The sequence below is a fragment of the Pseudoalteromonas citrea genome, assembly GCF_000238375.3.
GTDB lineage: Bacteria > Pseudomonadota > Gammaproteobacteria > Enterobacterales > Alteromonadaceae > Pseudoalteromonas > Pseudoalteromonas citrea.
Genome location: NZ_AHBZ03000027.1, coordinates 1 through 17,138 on the forward strand (window position 1 = coordinate 1; position 17,138 = coordinate 17,138).

Below are 17,138 nucleotides of genomic sequence, written 5' to 3' on the forward strand. Positions count from 1 at the left end.
AGTGAGTATTTAAGCAAGTATGGATCCCAAACACCTCGTTCCTCGGTTTTGGGATGACGGCGGGGTGGGTTTTAGCTTAAGTGTATGCGCATGCAGCTTTGTTGTTTTTGCTTTTGTATTTAAGTGCATCTTACAGTGTGGCTCAGCTTTGCACGCGGCTAAACTCTAAACCGATTCGTCGTCCTGAAAAGTGAGGCACGAGCTTGTTCAGGATCCAGAAGCCCTCACTCTCCTTTTTTGAGTGAAAAGGTTCTTTGAGCAAATATGGATCCCAAACACCTCGTTCCTCGGTTTTGGGATGACGGCGGGGTGGGTTTTAGCTTAAGTGTATGCGCATGCAGCTTCGTTGTTTTTGCTTTTGTATTTAAGTGCATCTTACAGTGTGGCTCAGCTTTGCACGTGGCTAAACTGTAAACTTATTCGTTGTCCTTAAAAGTAAGGCACAAGCTTGTTCAGGATCCTGAAAACATAACTCTACTTTTTTGAGCGAAAGGGTATTTAAGCAAGTATGGATCCCAAACACCTCGTTCCTCGGTTTTGGGATGACGGCAGGGGGAGGTTTTGAGCTGAATTTAGTACAAATGCTTTGTAATCGAGATGCTGTTACATATTTCGTCTTCCTGAAAAGTGAGGCACGAACTTGTTCAGGATCCAGAAAACGTAACTCTGTGACTTTTATAAAGAGCGAAGCAGTGATTAGGCCAAATATGGATCCCAAACACCTCGTACCTCGGTTTTGGGATGACGGCGGGGTGGGTTTTAGCTTAAGTGTATGCGCATGCAGCTTCGTTGTTTTTGCTTTTGTATTTAAGTGCATCTTACAGTGTGGCTCAGCTTTGCACGCGGCTAAACTGTAAACCGATTCGTCGTCCTAAAAAGCAAGGCACGAGCTTGTTCGGATCCAGAAACTTTCACTCTCCTTTTTTGAGCGAAGCAGTGATTAGGCCAAATATGGATCCCAAACACCTCGTTCCTTGGTTTTGGGATGACGGCTGGGGGAGATTTTGAGCTGAATTTAGTGCAAATGCTTTGTAATCGAGATGCTGTTACATATTTCGTCTTCCTGAAAAGTGAGGCACGAGCTTGTTCAGGATCCAGTAAATGTAACACGGTGACTTTTATAAAGAGCGAAGCGAGTATTTGGTTAAGAGTAGCGCCCAAACACCTAGCCCCTTGGTTTTAGGGTGACGGCGAGATGGGTTTAAATTTAAGCTCATCTTAATACATATGCATACTCTCAAAATCATCTTCAACTGAATTTCGACAGTAATAAAAAACGGTGCTAAATAGCACCGTTTTGATTGTTATCTCTCTTTTCACTTAGCAGCGAAAGAGTTAACCCATCATGGCAATTTTATGCTTTGCCATTTGGATCGAGTGTTTTTGAAATCAAGTAAATAAGCTGCTCTTTATGTGCCGCACTAACGGTGTCACCTTTACGACGCTTAATCATATCTTTAATTTCTTTTAAGTTATAACGTGCTAATGCTTGAATGCTTTGTACACTTGCACCACGTTTGTCGTTGCTTGCAATCTTAATTAGACGATTCACGTATTCACGTTGCAGGTTACGTCTGAAGCTATTTACATCTTTTCTTGCATCGGCCTTGAAAATGGCGTTGGTCAGCTCAGTAAATACTTCATCTAACTTAAACTCGTTACCATAAAGTTCAGTATCAACAATACGCTTTAACACAACAGGGTGCATTACGTGGTTAAGCACTGACTTTTGTGTGCGTAATGCCATATCGTGGAATTTTGGATCTTCTGTTTTTGAGTAGTTAAAGAAGAAACGACGCTGCATTTGTAAATGCTGTGCCAGTTCTTGATCAACAGAAAACGCATCTGGTGCAAAAACAAAATCGCTCAGTACTTGCATTGCACGTCTTTGCTCTTGCTCTGGTACTGGTGTGAATGGTGTTTGAGCATTTTCTTGACCCGCAAATCCACGGTCTACATAGACACCACCAATATAGCGTGATACGACGCCTACATTGTTATGATACTCGCGAGTGAGTACTGCATAATCAGTAACGAGACCTTGATAAGATTGACCTTCAACTACAGAGCGCTTCAGTAAATCAGATACTAAGGTATTCACTCTGTCTAAGCGGTCATTGGCATAGCCTATCGCGTCACTTGATAAATCATAAATATTTACACGAGGGTCAATGGCTTTACCTGGTGCACGCATATCATCGGCATCGTTACCAAAGGCATTTCCTGGCTCAGTTGAACGCGCTAAAATTTTATTTAAGCGTTGTTGCTCAGCTTTTGCGTCGTTAAGTGACTCAGAATAACCATATTCAATGACCCAGTCATCGTATGGACCAGTCATCGTGGTGTAGTATAAGCCTTGCTTTTTACCATTAGGTGCAAAGTTAATCGCAGGGTACTCCATTACAGAGCCCGTTAATGGCAAGTTGTCACTTGGCATAATTGATTGTACTTTGTCTTTTGAATGCAATTGGCTTGAGCGCATGTTGTGGTTTAAGCCTAGCGTATGACCTACTTCATGCAATACAAGGTAATGCAAGTACTCATCAATAAAACGAGATTTGTCTGCAGCGCTTGCCCCTGAGGCATTTAAGGCTGCTTGACCAAATTGTGCAGATTCAACCAGTGCAGAATGATCATGATGATGTTCAGCTGCGTTTGTACTGAGTTCACCACTAAACAAATCAAGTGAATTTAAACGACGTGTAAATCCAGCAAGTTCTAACATGATATCAGAACCTAAAATTTGGCCAGTTTTAGGGTTGGCAAAGCTAGGACCGTAACCCGAAAAGCGTACTTTTGGAGACGATGTCCAACGTAATACATTGTAACGTAAATCGCCGGCATCCCAAGTGGCATCATCAGGTTGGATTTTAACTACAATCGCATTTTTGAAGCCCGCTTTTTCGAATGAAGGGTTCCAAGCTAGGGTTGCTTGTTTAATGATGTCACGGTATTCAACTGGGGTAGTATTTTCAATCCACCACACGATAGGCTCAACGGGCTCAGATAGCGTTGCACTAGGGTCTTTCTTTTCTAAATGCCAGCGGTTAATAACATCACGATATGGTGTTGGATCTTGTAGTGCCGTCATATCGTATTTAGTTTGACCAAAATAACCGACGCGAGGGTCGTCAAAACGCGGTTTAAAGTTATTTTCAGGCATAGCTACTAGGCTATGACGTATATGCAGATTGATGCTGCGATCATCTGTGAATGCAAAATCAGCGGTACTTGGGCGTGAAACACTTGGTCTCATTGGTGCTGCACTGTCGTAAACATATTCAATACTTAAATCAGTATTTTGCGGGTAGTTGTGTAGTGCTAAGTATTTTGTTTTATCTTTACTTAGTTTACCTAAAGTACGGCGCTGACCCGGTTTTTGTTTTGGATTTTTTGATGGCTTAATTTGATCAAGCGCTTCAGTTAAAAAGATGCTTTTGGCATCGATGAGGATATCACCGCTCTTTTCATCTTGTGCTTTTATCTTAACACTGGCGATAATTGGTCGGTTGATATTGGCATCTTTAGCACCACTTATTGCATTACTTGGGTCGAAGTAAAAATGTGGATTCTCTGCGCGGATCTCAATGCGGTCAAAAACACGGTTGAAAGTGTAAACCGAGCTGCCACGGTAACTGCCTCTAAAACCAAAGTCACCAGAGCCATCCATTATTTGAGAGAAATGAATGAATTCGCTGTTGAGTTGCGATTCATTTAATTTAAGCAGTACTGAACCTGACTTTTTATTCTGAAACAACGTGAATAGGCCGTCATGTTGAGTGTGGTTTTTAGTGATTTCAGCTATTGTTTTTTGTTTTTTTTCTTCCGCTTTTGTCGCATTTTTATCGGCTGCAGTGACGTGCGCACTATAAAATGTTGTGCTCATACACGCAGCAATGCTTAACGCGAGAATTTTTTTATTGAATGTCATAATTATTCCTAACAGGTACAGTTGAAGAAATATAACTTTTTCTGCGCGTTAGAGGTAGTGATGTAAGGTGAATTTCATAAAAATACGGTGAATATGGTTGTTTGGGTGGTAATTGAGCTACCCTCTTTAAGGTTAGATATGCTCGTTCTCTAAAGAGGGCAGTAATAATCTAGCGTATTTCTATAAACCGTTATTAAAATTTATTTTCAGGTGGCCAATTTGGGTTATTAATTTCATCTTCCCCCACTGCTGAGTAGGCCTGTTGGCTTGTTACAAGGCGTGCGCCAAACATTTGCTCAACACCAGCTTCTTCTAAACGTGCCTTGAGGTAATCAGCAACGCAGAATTCATTAATAACACTGTTCATAGTAATTCCTTTGTTGGGATCAAAAAAGGCGGTTTGTGATTACTGTAAACCGCCTTGGTAGTGTGTGGTTAAGGTTTATCAAAGTAGGTTAGATTGACACCAATCACAGTGTTTTCATCAAAGTATTTATTGACAGGTGCTTGATTAGCACTGAATTGGTCATCGAGATACTGGTTAATCAGTTGCGCTGAGTTTTCTTCATAGACGGCCTTGATGGTCGTTGATGGCGAAACATGTGCATTGTCTTCATATACTTTACTTAAAGGGGCTAACCCAAACCCACGCTCAAGTACTAAATCAGTTGAACGCAGTGCGCCCTCAACCCAGCCTTGATAGTCTGAAAATGCTTCTCCGCAGGTGAATAAACCAGGCAGTGGTTCAACTAAATCTTCCATGACTTGTCTATCATCTGCGCCAACAGCCCACTGGTGAACGCCATAACCAAAGTTTTGACTCGTTGGTGTATCAAAGTTCACGCTGCCTTCCCAAATACGGGCACTGGTTAAAATAGGGTCTGGTACGTAATGCGTATTGAAAATTTCTTTGAAAAACTTTGTCGCTTGTTGAACGACGGCCACTGATGCTGGGTACATGTCACTGGGTACGCTTTCAACCGATTGCTCTTGCTTTGGATTGTGATAAAGCTCTCCTTTACTCTGCAGTGCGCTCCAAAAGTTAATGTTTAAATAGTCGCAATAGATGGTTAGAGCAGCGGGGCGCTTATATTTTTGACTATTAATAGCGTCGAGTTTATGTTGAATCGTTTGCGTCGGATTGGTATCACGTTCTTCATACATTAGTGCGGCAGCGAGCTCATCATTCACTGCATAAAATGGATAAACGGAGCCGGTTGGTAAATCTGCAAAGTTAGGTCCAAATTCGACTGCTGGACGCCCTGTTATCCCTTGGCCCCACCATGCATTGTCATAATATAAGTTAATTTTTAGCAGAGGCTGATCCGAAGCCGTTTGCAGTGTGTTCCAAAGCTTTTCACTCTCTCTTTTCTCCATGCGATTAAATGCGTTTGATTTTACAAATAAACGCTCTAGAGCTAATCGTGGCAAGCCTAAAATGACTTTATCTGCATGAACTTGGCCACAGTGCTCTTGGCCTTGTTCATCAATATGGATGTAGTGCAGAATGTATTTACCAGATGCTTCATCATGATCGATTTCTTCAATGCTGGTTTGTAAGTGAATACGTTCAGTACCAATCTGATCAACGAGTGAGTTTGGTAAAGTACTGAAACCGTCTTTAAAGGTCCTGAATTGCGCATCGGCTGGGAAGTCTTCAAGTAACTGGTAGGCAACACCCGCGTTCATTTTTGATAAAAAGGTACCGTTGAAGCCGAGTACTCGATACAACATGGTGATGCATTCTTGGCTGTAACCCATATCCGAAAATAAATCCCATAGCGTCCACTCATTTAGACCTTTATTTTGCCACTGACAGTCGAGCCTAAATGATTGCCAAAACTCAGGACCACGAACCTCTGGACGAGCATCGAAATGAGGGTTGGCTTGCAAAATACGATTAAACACCACATTGATAATGTCTTTTGGGTTAACGCCTTGTTCTGAAGGAGCTAGGTTGTATAAATGAGACCAAATTGCGTAGTCATCTTGTTGCGCATCAGTAACTGAAAAGCTTTCACCCCGAAAGTAAAGGCGGTTATTGCCATCACTATTCATTGGAAAAGGCACAATCTGGTCTTGTAAATCGAGTGATAGGAATAATGCCATTAAGTCATCCATGCCTTCAAATAGAAAGCGCATACCGCCTTGCTCTTCCTTAACGGTGATGATTTCAGGTTCATCAGGACCAGTATGTTGATTCTTAAAGTTGATCAAATCAGAGTCTAGCCGACCTCCTGTTCTATCGGAGCGTTCAAATATTGCGAAGTCTTGTGTTTTATGTTCTTTATCAATACGCCAAGCACTATATAAGCCAGACATACCAGCACCAACAATGGCTACTTTAACCGATTTAGGGATCGTTTTTGACTTTATCTCGTTACCGAATTTATAGTGGGTCATGATAGTTCCTTATATGGTTGGTAAGAGTAAATACCCGGAAGTATTTACGCCCTTTTACTTATTGTTCACGTGTTAATCATTGACGCTTTAATTTTCTGGTTACTTTCTATTTACAATTATCGAGTTTATAAACCTTAGCTCATACACAACAAAAAAGTAATTACAGCAGGTTACATTTATGTTTCTTTTTTCAGGGGAAGGTCTGAATGGGGGTTTTTGTTATTAAAATCAATAGATTACTGATGTCTTGTAGACCTGAACTTAACGAGGGTTGTGTTTTTATATTAATTCAAGGCTGTTTAATCAGAATCGACATAAATGTAAGGGGTGGAGTGGAAGCTTTTGAGTCAGTATTATCTCCATAGTGTGAAAATGGCTATATAAAAAATTTTTTTACAAAAACGTCATTATTTTAGAAGAGGTTAGAAAGTTTAATGAAATTACCATTATATCAAGTTGATGCATTCGCAAGTAATCCGTTTGAGGGCAACCCAGCAGCGGTTGTCCCATTAAATACATGGCTTGAAGATGACTTATTACAAAAAATTGCTGAAGAGAACAATTTATCAGAGACAGCATTTTTTGTTCAGCATGAAGAAAGTTTTCAGCTACGTTGGTTTACGCCTATGGAAGAGGTTGATTTATGTGGCCATGCAACGCTTGCGGCAGCGCATGTATTGTTTAGGCATTTGGGATATGCAAAGGCTCAGGTATGCTTTTTAACGCGCAGCGGCTCGCTATACGTACGCAGAACCCCGCAAGGCTATGCAATGGACTTTCCGGCAACAGAAATCGATGTGATAGAAGCGCCAGAGGTTTTATTAAAGGGCTTAGGGAATTGTAAACCAAGGGAAGTTAGGGCGGGGTTTGATTATGTTGTGGTACTCGAAAATGAAGCCGCGGTAAAAGCGTTAGTGCCGGATTTTAGTGCTTGGCATAGTCTTGATAAACGCGGAGTTGTGGTCACAGCAAAGGGCGACAAGGTGGATTTTGTGAGCCGCTGTTTTTTTCCTAAATTACGTGTAAACGAAGATCCAGTGACAGGCTCGGCACATTGCGAACTTGCACCTTTTTGGGCTAGTTTTCTAGATAAAACTAAACTTATCGGTAAGCAACTTTCTGCAAGAACAGGCACTGTTGTATGTAATGTAAAAGAAGATAAAGTAATATTATCGGGTCAAGCCATAGACTATTTGAAAGGTGAAATTAGCGTTTGATGTCAATGTAAAAGCTATGTTCGAGTACATTTAGAGTTTTAATACACAATAAAATGAATGTTAATAAGGAAAGGTATGTTAGACAGGTGTATGTTTATTGGTGCTATGTTTGTTGGCACTTGTACAGGTATGGAGTACTCAGTAGGTACCGTTGAAGTAACTGATAAGGCATATCAGCTTACCATTAACGAAATTAGTGAGCCAATCCTTATTATGGGAGTACCTTCTTATAAAGACAAAGAAGCTGGGGTTATAAGTGTTCAGAAAACAGCGAGTAATGATTTTTCTGTAAAGTTTAGAGAATGGAGTACGTTAGATGAACACCATGATATAGAGGTTGTTCCTTATTTGGCTATAGATCAAGGGCGTTATACATTAGACGATGGCACTATACTGGAAGCGGGGACGCTGAATTTAACGAGTAAGAATAAACTGCTGGTGTTTCAAGAAGAATTCCCTCAAGTTCCAAAGCTATTTTTGAGTGCCACGAGCAATAATTCAGCTCATGCATTTAATGTCAGGACATCAGATTTAACAAGGCAGAGTTATAAAATTACATTAGATTATGCTGAGAATGTTAGTTCTAACTTTACTGCGGAATCTGTTAACTACTTAGCCATTTATTCACCATCAAGCAATGTAACTATGCCTAATGGGGAGTCACTAATTGTAAACACTGAGCTACTAAATCACAGTGGTACAAGGATTAACGACAGTCGATTATTTATTCACGAAGAGCGTACCGCTGACAGCGAAGTGACACATGTAAATTAATCGGTCAGTATTTTAAATTTTGAAGGTAAGATATTTGCGACCAGTAATACGACATACGGCGGGGATACTTTCAGTTTTAGAAATGAAAACTTGTACCCCGGGCTAACGTTTCTTCCCGCAGAAGAAACCGGCACAAACAAAAATATAGCACTTAACAAGACTAATGGACTCAGTGAAAGTCACTATAGTGCAAGTACGTTCTACCCTGGGTATACACCTGCGAGTGCATTTGATGGCTATGACAGTGCTACTAAGATTAATGTTGATTCTTTAGGAAAAGTAAGTAATGGTGCTTGGCTTGGTTATCAAAAAAATACCCCTCAATGGTTGTGTAACTCCACCCAATTTAGTACAGCTCTTTTGTAGAATTTTATGCAGCCTCAAGATAACTAATTGGTGTCATATCACCAAGTGAATCATGGGGTCGTTCATAATTATAAATATCTAACCATTCATCTGTGATTTCACGTACTTCTTGTAGTGACTCAAACAAGTATAAATCTAGCACTTCTTCACGGTAACTTCGGTTAAACCTTTCCACAAAGCCATTTTGATAAGGGCTACCAGGTTTTATAAACTCTAGCTTAATACTGTTTTCCATCGCCCACGTTTCAAGCATAGTGGAAGTAAACTCTGGGCCATTATCTACCCTAATTTGTTTTGGTTTGCCGCGCCAAGCAATGATCTGCTTTAGTGTCCTAATTACTCTCTCAGCCGTTAAACTGGTATCAACTTCAATCGCTAATGCTTGTCGATTGAAGTCATCGAGTACATTCAATGTTCTGAACCGATGTCCATAGCTTAATGCATCACTCATAAAGTCCATTGACCAAGATTCATTATGTTGCAGTGGGGCACTTAATGGTTCTGGCGTTCTCGTTGGTACACGGCGTTTTCCTTTACGTCTTAAGTTGAGTTTAAGCATGTTGTAAACACGTTCAACACGCTTCTTATTCCAAGGTTTACCCTTGTTGCGAAGCCTTTTAAATAGTTTGGGCAGCCCCCACCTTTGGTGACGTTCGATCAATGCTAGCAATGCGTCGATAACTTCATCATCTGATGGCCGTTTATGTTTGTAATAAAAAACTGAGCGGCTTAATCCAGCCACTTCACAAGCAAATGCGACGCTGACGTTAAATTGAGTTCTCAAATGCTCAACCCAAGCTCTGCGTCTACTTGTCTTTACAGCTTTTTTGCAATGATATCCTCAAGCATCGAGTGCTTTAAGCTCAGCGTTGCAAACATATCTTTTAGCTTACGATTTTCTTCTTCAAGTTCTTTAAGGCGTTTAACATCAGATGCTTCCATACCACCATATTTTGAGCGCCATTTGTAAAATGTGCTTTGGCCTATGCCATGTTTACGGCAAATTTCAGGCACTGGAATACCTGATTCAGCTTCTTTGATCATGCTGACAATTTGAGTTTCGGTGAACTTACTTTTTCTCATCGTAAATTTTCCTATTTTAGTTAATGGAAAATTCTACTTATGAACTGTTTCATTTTTTGGGGGAGTTACAGTTGCAAGTGGCTTTTACGCAAGTTGCTTATATTTCGGGCTTCAAATTATTCGTTTATGAAGGAGCACGAAAAGGGGGGATGGCGCCTCAGGAAATAACACTTCAAGTTTCAAATGACAATATTACGTTTGAGGATCATGAAAGCTTTACCTTACAAAATGTTAATCAAAGTGTCGTCACTTTGGATGAACCTGCGTTTGGACGATACGTTAGGTTGGTTGTTAAATCTAATTATGGTCATAATGCTATCGTGATTGGTGAATTGGAATATTATGGTAAGTTTGTACAGGGTCAAATTGATTTAAGTGAGCCAACACCGCTAGATCCTAATGCTATTACTTGTGCATCAATCTACGCAGAAACACCTAATGCGTCAGATGGTGTATATTATTTAGAACCTTCAAGCTTACATAAAGGTAATGGGTTTAATGCATATTGTGACATGACTAACCTTGACGGAGGGTGGACTCTTGTTGCCAATCACAAGGATGCACAAGACTCACTCGCTACCAAAAACTTTGTTGAACCGACAGAGTTAGGAGTGCTTACAGACGATAAATGGCAAAGTGTTTTGACGTCAATGCAAATCGGTATTATGACAGTTGATGAAAATAACAAGGTTGCTTTTATCAGTAAGAAAAAACTGCAGCGTAGCTTATGCGTAAAGATTAGTGATGTTGCTAGTTTAAGTTACCCCGTAGTGCCTTACGATACTGCATATTTATGGCATGATGAGGTAAGTGGTTGCAGTAGTACAGGGCTTGACTACTCTTACATTTCATTGAGTACTCAATATACTTCTAGAGCAGATGCATACCTTACGGTTGGTGCATCATTGTATCAGCATGCCACTAAATTTGATATTTGGCCTTATATAAACACACGGTACAGTGGTGCTGAGCAAGACCAGCTGCGTATTTATGTAAAATAAGCTGGTGATGGTTTATATCAAAGCTGATGGATTTTTAAAGTAGTAGATAGTTATTTCTTATTTGATAACAGTAGAAGCTGGGTTTAAGTAACCCAGCTTCGTTAATTACAGTGTTTTAATCAAACGGGGGGTTACTTAGTTGCTTTGTATTTTAAAGTAACATTTTTATAGGGGAATATACCGCGTACGCCAAAGTGCCATGTGCCACTTTGTGCGTTATTTAAGGTACATTGCTCGTTGCTCCCCCACAGATATGGACGACAATCAAAGCTTAAAAAGTAGGGCTTTTGATTGTGACGAACATATAAATCAGCTTCTCCTTGCCCTTCTATACTTACTTCAAGCGTTTTGTAGCCTTCAGGTAATTCAATAGAAAAGCGCTGCCACCATAACCAGCCATTGATATCAGTAAACTCACCTTCAATAACATCTTGTTCTGGTGCGGTATTAAGTTCAATGATAATTGGATCGTGATCAGATGAACGATATGCATGTTCTGCATACAAGCTGGCTTTATGCTTGTCTGATTTATACTCGGTGTTATAGTCAAGTGCCGCTGGCTCATCGGCGTTAATATGCCAATCAGAGGTTGCGATGACTTTATTCATCATTTCAGTACTGGCAAAGGCGTGATCAAGGCTACCAATACGGCCTTTATAAACGTATGAGTAATCGTCAGTGCTGCCATTCAATTGCTGCTTAATATTGATATACCCTTGCTCTGTAAAAGTGCGAATAGGGTCTTCTTGTCCATAGGCATTAATATCACCTAAGATCAACGTATCAGGGTCAGATAATCCTGTTGGCTCCGTCGAGATCCATGATGAAAGCGCCTTTACTGCATTGATACGAGTCAGGTTCCAACAACCTTGGCCATCATTTTGATCTTGGTCTAAGCCTTCTGCACGACTACAACTTCCCTTAGAGCGTAAATGAGTGATCACTACATTGAACATTTCTTGGCTTGAGAGTGATTCAAAAGTTTGCATGACGGGTGGACGGTTGCCATAGTCAAAAGGCACGGCTTCTGTGAACGCGGCTGTGCCAATTTCTTTCACTGTATTACTGCGATAAATAAGTGCAGACATGATGGCGTCACCGCCCACTTGCGTGGTGTCTATACTTACATAAGCATATTGATTGGTGCTGTCTTGCTCATTAAGAGCAGAAGTTAAGTCGGCCAATGCGCTGAGTTCATCAAAGCCGTCATTTTCCATTTCTATGAGACCGATAATATCTGCATCAAGTGAAAGTATGGCATTGACTGTTTTTGCCTTTTGGCGGTCAAACTCTTCTTGGTTGTCTGCGCCTCGAGATGTAGGAAAACCACCGCCTTGGCCATCACCATTGAAGTAATTGAGCACATTGAAGCTAGCAACACGTAAGTCTCCGCGCTCTGTTACCTGAGGGGCTTCAGTGCGAGGGTTTTGCTGGGTGAAATTAGGTTGCTGTGTTGGGTGAACACGATACTGACTATAACCAAAGCCAATTACACCTTGAATGTTGTTGACCTTATCCCCGAGTCTTAACGTGTTATATGCGTCAAGTTCTGGGGTTGGATAGGGGATCACGTCCGGGTTTTGCGTTGTAATACTGTCGTCTAGTGTGAGCTCTTTTTGCTTATTTTGTGCTTCTAACGTATTGGCAGCTTCACCTGGTAAAGCAAGTTGAGTTGATTGATATAAACGCTCACTGGCTAATTTAATTTCGCCATAGCGCTTTAAGCCATAGGTGTCATTGACGACTAACTCATTGGTTACATTAACCAGCATTCCTTCATAGGCTTCGAGGCTCGGTAAAACTGGCATTGTGATATCTGTAATTATTACGGGTGCTGTGCCACAGTTAATGATGCCGTTGATTGATGCAAGCTGAGTTTGCCCATATTGTTCTTGTACGATACCTGATACTTTAATGATATCTCCTGCGACCACAGAGGTATCAGCGAATGATATGAATATACCTTCAGAAGTAAGTGGATCGTTATCATATTGAGCACGCTCTTCTTGTAGGAAAAAGCCTTTAAGTTGCTCACTGTTTTGTAAGCTGAGAGTCACAATACCTTGAAGCTCTACATACTCTCCGACCAGTGGACTTTCTGCACCAGCACCTTGAACACTGCTTATAAGGGTGTTGTTGTCATTACAAACAAGTACGGGTGGTTCTGGTGGTTGTTCACTGTTGTGCAGCCCAATATTAGAGAAGTCATCTTTTGCTAATGCGGTCCACTGTTCAGAAGGAACAAAAGTATCAGTATCGTTAGTATCGCCTTCTACTATTGTATTCATACGTAATAGCGAGCTATCTTTTGTGCTCACGCCTGAGTCAGACCAACTACTGCCCGGATCGACCCCTTTTTGCCCTAAACTGTCTATAACATTATCACCTTGGCTCAAAACAACCGCATCATCACCGTTATACCAGCTGCCGCCTGATAGCAATTGTGCTTTATCTGCAAGTTCAGCGGTGGCACTCGAGTGAGCGACCACAAAGGTGCTTTTTGGTGCGATAGTGCCCTCTAGGTCAATAGTTCTGCCAGCCGTTGTTTTACCATTAAAGTAATATGACAGGGTATGCCCAGCTAAGTTGATTGGTTCAGCACCAGTGTTATACAGCTCAATAGCCTTGTTATTACTGCTTCCTTCCACGTACTCAGAAATAATGAGTTGTGCTTGCGTTGGCAAGCATATCGCTGAAATCAGCGATGCCAAAACTGCTTTTTTAAACATCTTATTATAGTTCCCGTGATTGATTTATTATTTTGAATATAAAATTTTACTGACATATTCTACTTTATTTTTGTTTCTAAAATGTGTCAATTGTTTTTATTTTGTTCTTTTTAAGTGTTTTTTTAGGTGGTTTTAGGTTTTTTGATCTTGTGTTTTTGATGCTTGAGTTTGTAGTTTGGCAAGGTTTAGGAGTGATGTAGTGTCTTTATAAGTGAGACATTACACCGTATTTATTACACCTGGTCAAAATTTAGAGTTCTATGTTGAAATATTATTCGCGGAGAGCTTGCCTGTTGATTAACAAGCTAAATAAACGCATATACTGAGGAGAGAATATGCGATGAGTAATTGAACAGACAGCACAGAAATGATAGAGACGATCTGGAGAGGTTTTTGCCTGTGCTATAAAAAAATACCACAGGATTGTTGATGCGGGAAGGCATCGGCAGCTACACCCGCCAAAAAGTGTTTCAGTTTTAGTGTCAAATGATGCAAGAAGCTGGCAACGTTTAGCAAACTTATCAAAAGAAGAGATCTAGGGCCCACGCTTAGATATTACCTTTACACAAGTGGCAATCAGGTATCTCCGTGTTGTGGCAGAAAATGCTAAAAAATTCTCACGATCTACAAATACTCCAGTTACCTTTGTATATTGACGAAATTGCAGTCTATTAGGGTGATAAATTGAATAACAATTTACCTAATTTAAACGGATAAATTTGTGGCTGTATTAGCCTCAAACTTACAGAGTGAGGCTAATTTTATCCATTATAGTTAGTGCTTCGGTAAGTTGAGCTTGTGTGACATAGGGAGCGGGACCGAGCCTTAATTGCTGTCCTCGACTATCACATAACACACCATGTAAGTTGAGTTGGGCGGCCCATTGACTGGCATGTGGTGTCGTCAGAGCTAAAAAGCCGGCATTTTTTTGGAGTGTATGATCTAAAAAAGTGAAATGTTGATTGAGGTTTGGCAGTGACGTAATTCCGTCAGTTAGGAATTTTATTTGCTGCTGACTCGACTCACGTAACTTCTCAGGAGTAAGCTGATGATATTCGAAGAAGTCAAAAACGGCTGCGGCGCGGTAATGACTTACCGGATCATAGGTTGAACCTGAAAAAGCAGCGTCGCCAGCACCATATTCCACCTCTCCAGGAGCTTGTTCTAGCACATTAAACTCGGCAAACCAGCCAGTGATGATCGGACTGCCTTGATGATCCTTTGGTATTCTTAACATGCAGTTTCCTTCACCCGCTTGGCAATATTTATACCCTCCTGACACAACAAAAGCATGTTCTAATTGCCACTGTTTTATATTGAAAGGGACAACGTTTAATGCGTGATAGGCATCTACCAAGCAAGGAACACCGACTGAGTGTGCGTGTTGGGCGACATGTTTTACATCGTTGAATATTTCGCTGCTACTATAAAATACGGCAGATACCATAACGGCATCGGTAGTAGGGCTAATACTTTGAATGAGTCGTTGGGCTAACGTATGTGCGGGATAAACAGGAACGGTCGTGATCTGAACGTTTAGATCTTTTAAGCGGTTAAGCTGTCTGCGCAGGGAATGAAATTCGCCGTCGGTTGTTACGATGTGGATTGATTTTTTAGTGGGTGACTTAAAACACTGCAAATCCGATAAAAACCTTAATATCAGTTCGTGGGTTGACCCACCTAAGGTAATTTGGGCGTTAGGTTCACCGAGTAAAGAGGCATAAAATGCTTTTACACGGTCAGCTTTTTGAAATGCAAGTTGCCATTTATCATCGATATGTTCAGTTGCATCTTGGTAGCATGCTAACATACCTTCCTTAGCAACGTCTGGCCATGCTTGATGTGAATGACCAGACAAAAGTATACGCTCATGAACTTTAAAGTCTTGATAATGAGGCTGTAATTTATAAGCCAGTTCTTCCGCCATTGTTTTACTCCAATAAAAGTGGTTTAGAGTTGGGTACGTAATTCGAATAACTCTGGAAAGAAGCTAATATCGAGGGCTTTTTTTAAAAAACCGACCCCTGAAGAGCCGCCGGTACCTACCTTATTACCAATGATACGTTGCACTGTGTACATATGTTTAAATCGCCATTGTTGAAAGCTATCTTCAATATCAACAAGTTTTTCCGCTAACTCATAAAGGTGAAAATACTGTTCAGCATTTTGATATACGGTTAACCATGCAGTTAGAACACTTTCATTGGTCTGATATGGCAGGCTGAAATCTCTGGCTATGGCATTGTCATCAATATTGAGGCCATGGGACTTTAAAGCAATGAGGGTTTCATCATATAAACTCGGCTGATGAAGTATGTGAGACAGCTCTTGATGCACGGTTTGGTTACTTTCATGGACTTTAAGTAATTGGCTATTTTTATTACCTAACAAAAATTCAATTTTGCGATACCCATAGGATTGAAAGCCAGATGAGTGACCGAGTGTATCGCGAAATTTCAAGTAGTCGACAGGCGTTAACGTAGATAAGATCCCCCACGATTGAGTAAGTTGCCCAAGTATTTGTTTTACTCGTGAAATGACCTTAAATGCATGGCCGAAATCGCCAGTTTTTATGTTGTTTATGGCTTCATTGAGTTCATGTCCTGCGAGTTTTATCCATAACTCACTGGCTTGGTGGATCACAATAAATAACATTTCATCGTGCTGTTCAGACAAAGGGTGCTGGGCACTGAGTACTTTCTCTAAATTTAGATAGTCTCCGTAAGACATATCATCCTTAAAGTCAGTATGAATATTATCTTCCATCGCTCTGTAATTGCTGTGAGGTGTTGTCGTATCTGGTTTATTATTGTACGGGCAGCTCATTGTGATCCCTGATTATTGACTAGTCTATGAATTAAGCATAACAAGCATTCGCAGACACAATAAAGAAGAAACTTAGATTAAAGCGTTGTGTATATCGTATTATTTGAAGATGAGTTTGGGGTTCGTCTAGGCCATGCAGACATGCGCATAGCCTGAGCATTCATTAATCGGCGTGTATCAATAAGCGTTGAGTTGATAATCGTTACCTTGTTTATCTGTATATTGTTTCATACTTGAGGTTTCGCACAAAGAGTGTTGCACACCCGTTAAAAAGCTCACCCATAAGCGCTTTAATTGTGGTTGTTCATCCTCATTATTTAAGGCACTCAACTGGGTTTCAATTTGAATATCGTCAATATGGGCATTGTCGCATTTACCCGTGTTGCCACATCGATTGAATGTAAGCTCAATATGCAGCCCATCGCTTTTCTTTAATAAGATTGCCGTGGGATCATCTTTATGGCCACACAGTGCCACAAACTGGTTTGGATGTTTTAACCCACAATGCGACCCATCAGCAAAAAACGCCATTAGATGATTGTAATAAACAACGTAGTGCGTTGTTTGCGAGTGTGAACCATTGTCGAGTGGACATTGTTCATCAAGTAAGCGTTTTGCTAATTCAAGTTTTTGGCAGCTTAAAGGCGTGTCTTCAAGGTTTGAACGGGTAAGTGCAGTCATAATATTTTCCTCATTCTCTTCGTAATGTGTTGTAGTGAGAGTACGAATTCAGTGTAGGTGAAAAAACTATAAAATTTCACAAAAAGAATTTTACAGTGTAAATTTCACAAAAAATGCTATGGTTAAT

12 protein-coding genes are annotated in these 17,138 nt (G+C 40.6%); 4 read left to right on the top strand and 8 right to left on the bottom strand.

Annotation, left to right across the window (positions count from 1 at the left end):
• Positions 1–1,354: 1,354 nt before the first annotated feature.
• From PCIT_RS18280 to PCIT_RS18290, 3 genes are all read right to left on the bottom strand, one after another.
• A complete protein-coding gene (locus PCIT_RS18280; protein ID WP_010367681.1) occupies positions 1,355–3,931 on the bottom strand; it encodes a zinc-dependent metalloprotease in 2,577 nt (858 codons plus the stop codon).
• Positions 3,932–4,124: 193 nt separating this feature from the next.
• A complete protein-coding gene (locus tag PCIT_RS18285) occupies positions 4,125–4,298 on the bottom strand; it encodes a hypothetical protein (protein WP_010367679.1) in 174 nt (57 codons plus the stop codon).
• A 68-nt stretch (positions 4,299–4,366) separates the two neighbouring features.
• Positions 4,367–6,334 carry an FAD-dependent L-amino acid oxidase gene (locus PCIT_RS18290; protein ID WP_010367677.1) on the bottom strand — a complete coding sequence of 656 codons (1,968 nt, stop codon included), beginning with the start codon at positions 6,332–6,334 and terminating at the stop codon, positions 4,367–4,369.
• A 434-nt stretch (positions 6,335–6,768) separates the two neighbouring features.
• Between PCIT_RS18290 and PCIT_RS18295 the strand changes: the two genes are divergently transcribed.
• The 3 genes from PCIT_RS18295 (at position 6,769) to PCIT_RS18305 (ending at position 8,691) form a co-directional block, all read left to right on the top strand.
• Positions 6,769–7,551: a PhzF family phenazine biosynthesis protein gene (locus PCIT_RS18295; RefSeq protein ID WP_010367675.1), complete on the top strand. Its 783-nt coding sequence runs from the start codon at positions 6,769–6,771 to the stop codon at positions 7,549–7,551.
• A gap of 75 nt (positions 7,552–7,626) precedes the next feature.
• Positions 7,627–8,325: a hypothetical protein gene (locus tag PCIT_RS18300; RefSeq protein ID WP_010367673.1), complete on the top strand. Its 699-nt coding sequence runs from the start codon at positions 7,627–7,629 to the stop codon at positions 8,323–8,325.
• Positions 8,326–8,415: 90 nt separating this feature from the next.
• Positions 8,416–8,691, top strand: a complete 276-nt coding sequence (locus tag PCIT_RS18305) for a hypothetical protein (RefSeq protein ID WP_010367671.1) — start codon at positions 8,416–8,418, stop codon at positions 8,689–8,691.
• 4 nt (positions 8,692–8,695) lie between these two features.
• On the opposite strand, the gene PCIT_RS18310 is transcribed toward PCIT_RS18305, so the two are convergent.
• Positions 8,696–9,774, bottom strand: a protein-coding gene (locus tag PCIT_RS18310) for an IS3 family transposase (protein ID WP_238347981.1) whose coding sequence is annotated in 2 segments (ribosomal slippage) — positions 8,696–9,513 and positions 9,513–9,774 — 1,080 coding nt in all. Because the reading frame shifts where the segments join, the coding sequence is not laid out codon by codon here.
• 23 nt (positions 9,775–9,797) lie between these two features.
• On the opposite strand from PCIT_RS18310, the gene PCIT_RS18315 reads away from it, so the two are divergent.
• Complete coding sequence (locus tag PCIT_RS18315) at positions 9,798–10,775, top strand: fibrinogen-like YCDxxxxGGGW domain-containing protein (protein WP_010365671.1); 978 nt, start codon at positions 9,798–9,800, stop codon at positions 10,773–10,775.
• 131 nt (positions 10,776–10,906) lie between these two features.
• On the opposite strand, the gene PCIT_RS18320 is transcribed toward PCIT_RS18315, so the two are convergent.
• The 4 genes from PCIT_RS18320 to PCIT_RS18335 form a co-directional block, all read right to left on the bottom strand.
• Positions 10,907–13,504, bottom strand: coding sequence for an ExeM/NucH family extracellular endonuclease (locus PCIT_RS18320; protein WP_010365673.1), 2,598 nt, complete (start codon positions 13,502–13,504; stop codon positions 10,907–10,909).
• Between the two features lie 742 nt (positions 13,505–14,246).
• A complete protein-coding gene (locus PCIT_RS18325; RefSeq protein ID WP_010365675.1) occupies positions 14,247–15,431 on the bottom strand; it encodes an aminotransferase class V-fold PLP-dependent enzyme in 1,185 nt (394 codons plus the stop codon).
• A gap of 23 nt (positions 15,432–15,454) precedes the next feature.
• Positions 15,455–16,330: a tryptophan 2,3-dioxygenase gene (kynA, locus tag PCIT_RS18330; RefSeq protein ID WP_010365677.1), complete on the bottom strand. Its 876-nt coding sequence runs from the start codon at positions 16,328–16,330 to the stop codon at positions 15,455–15,457.
• A gap of 177 nt (positions 16,331–16,507) precedes the next feature.
• Positions 16,508–17,059 (bottom strand): aldolase/citrate lyase/malate synthase family protein, encoded by a 552-nt coding sequence (locus PCIT_RS18335; RefSeq protein ID WP_273542026.1) that lies wholly within the window; start codon positions 17,057–17,059, stop codon positions 16,508–16,510.
• Positions 17,060–17,138 lie beyond the last annotated feature (79 nt).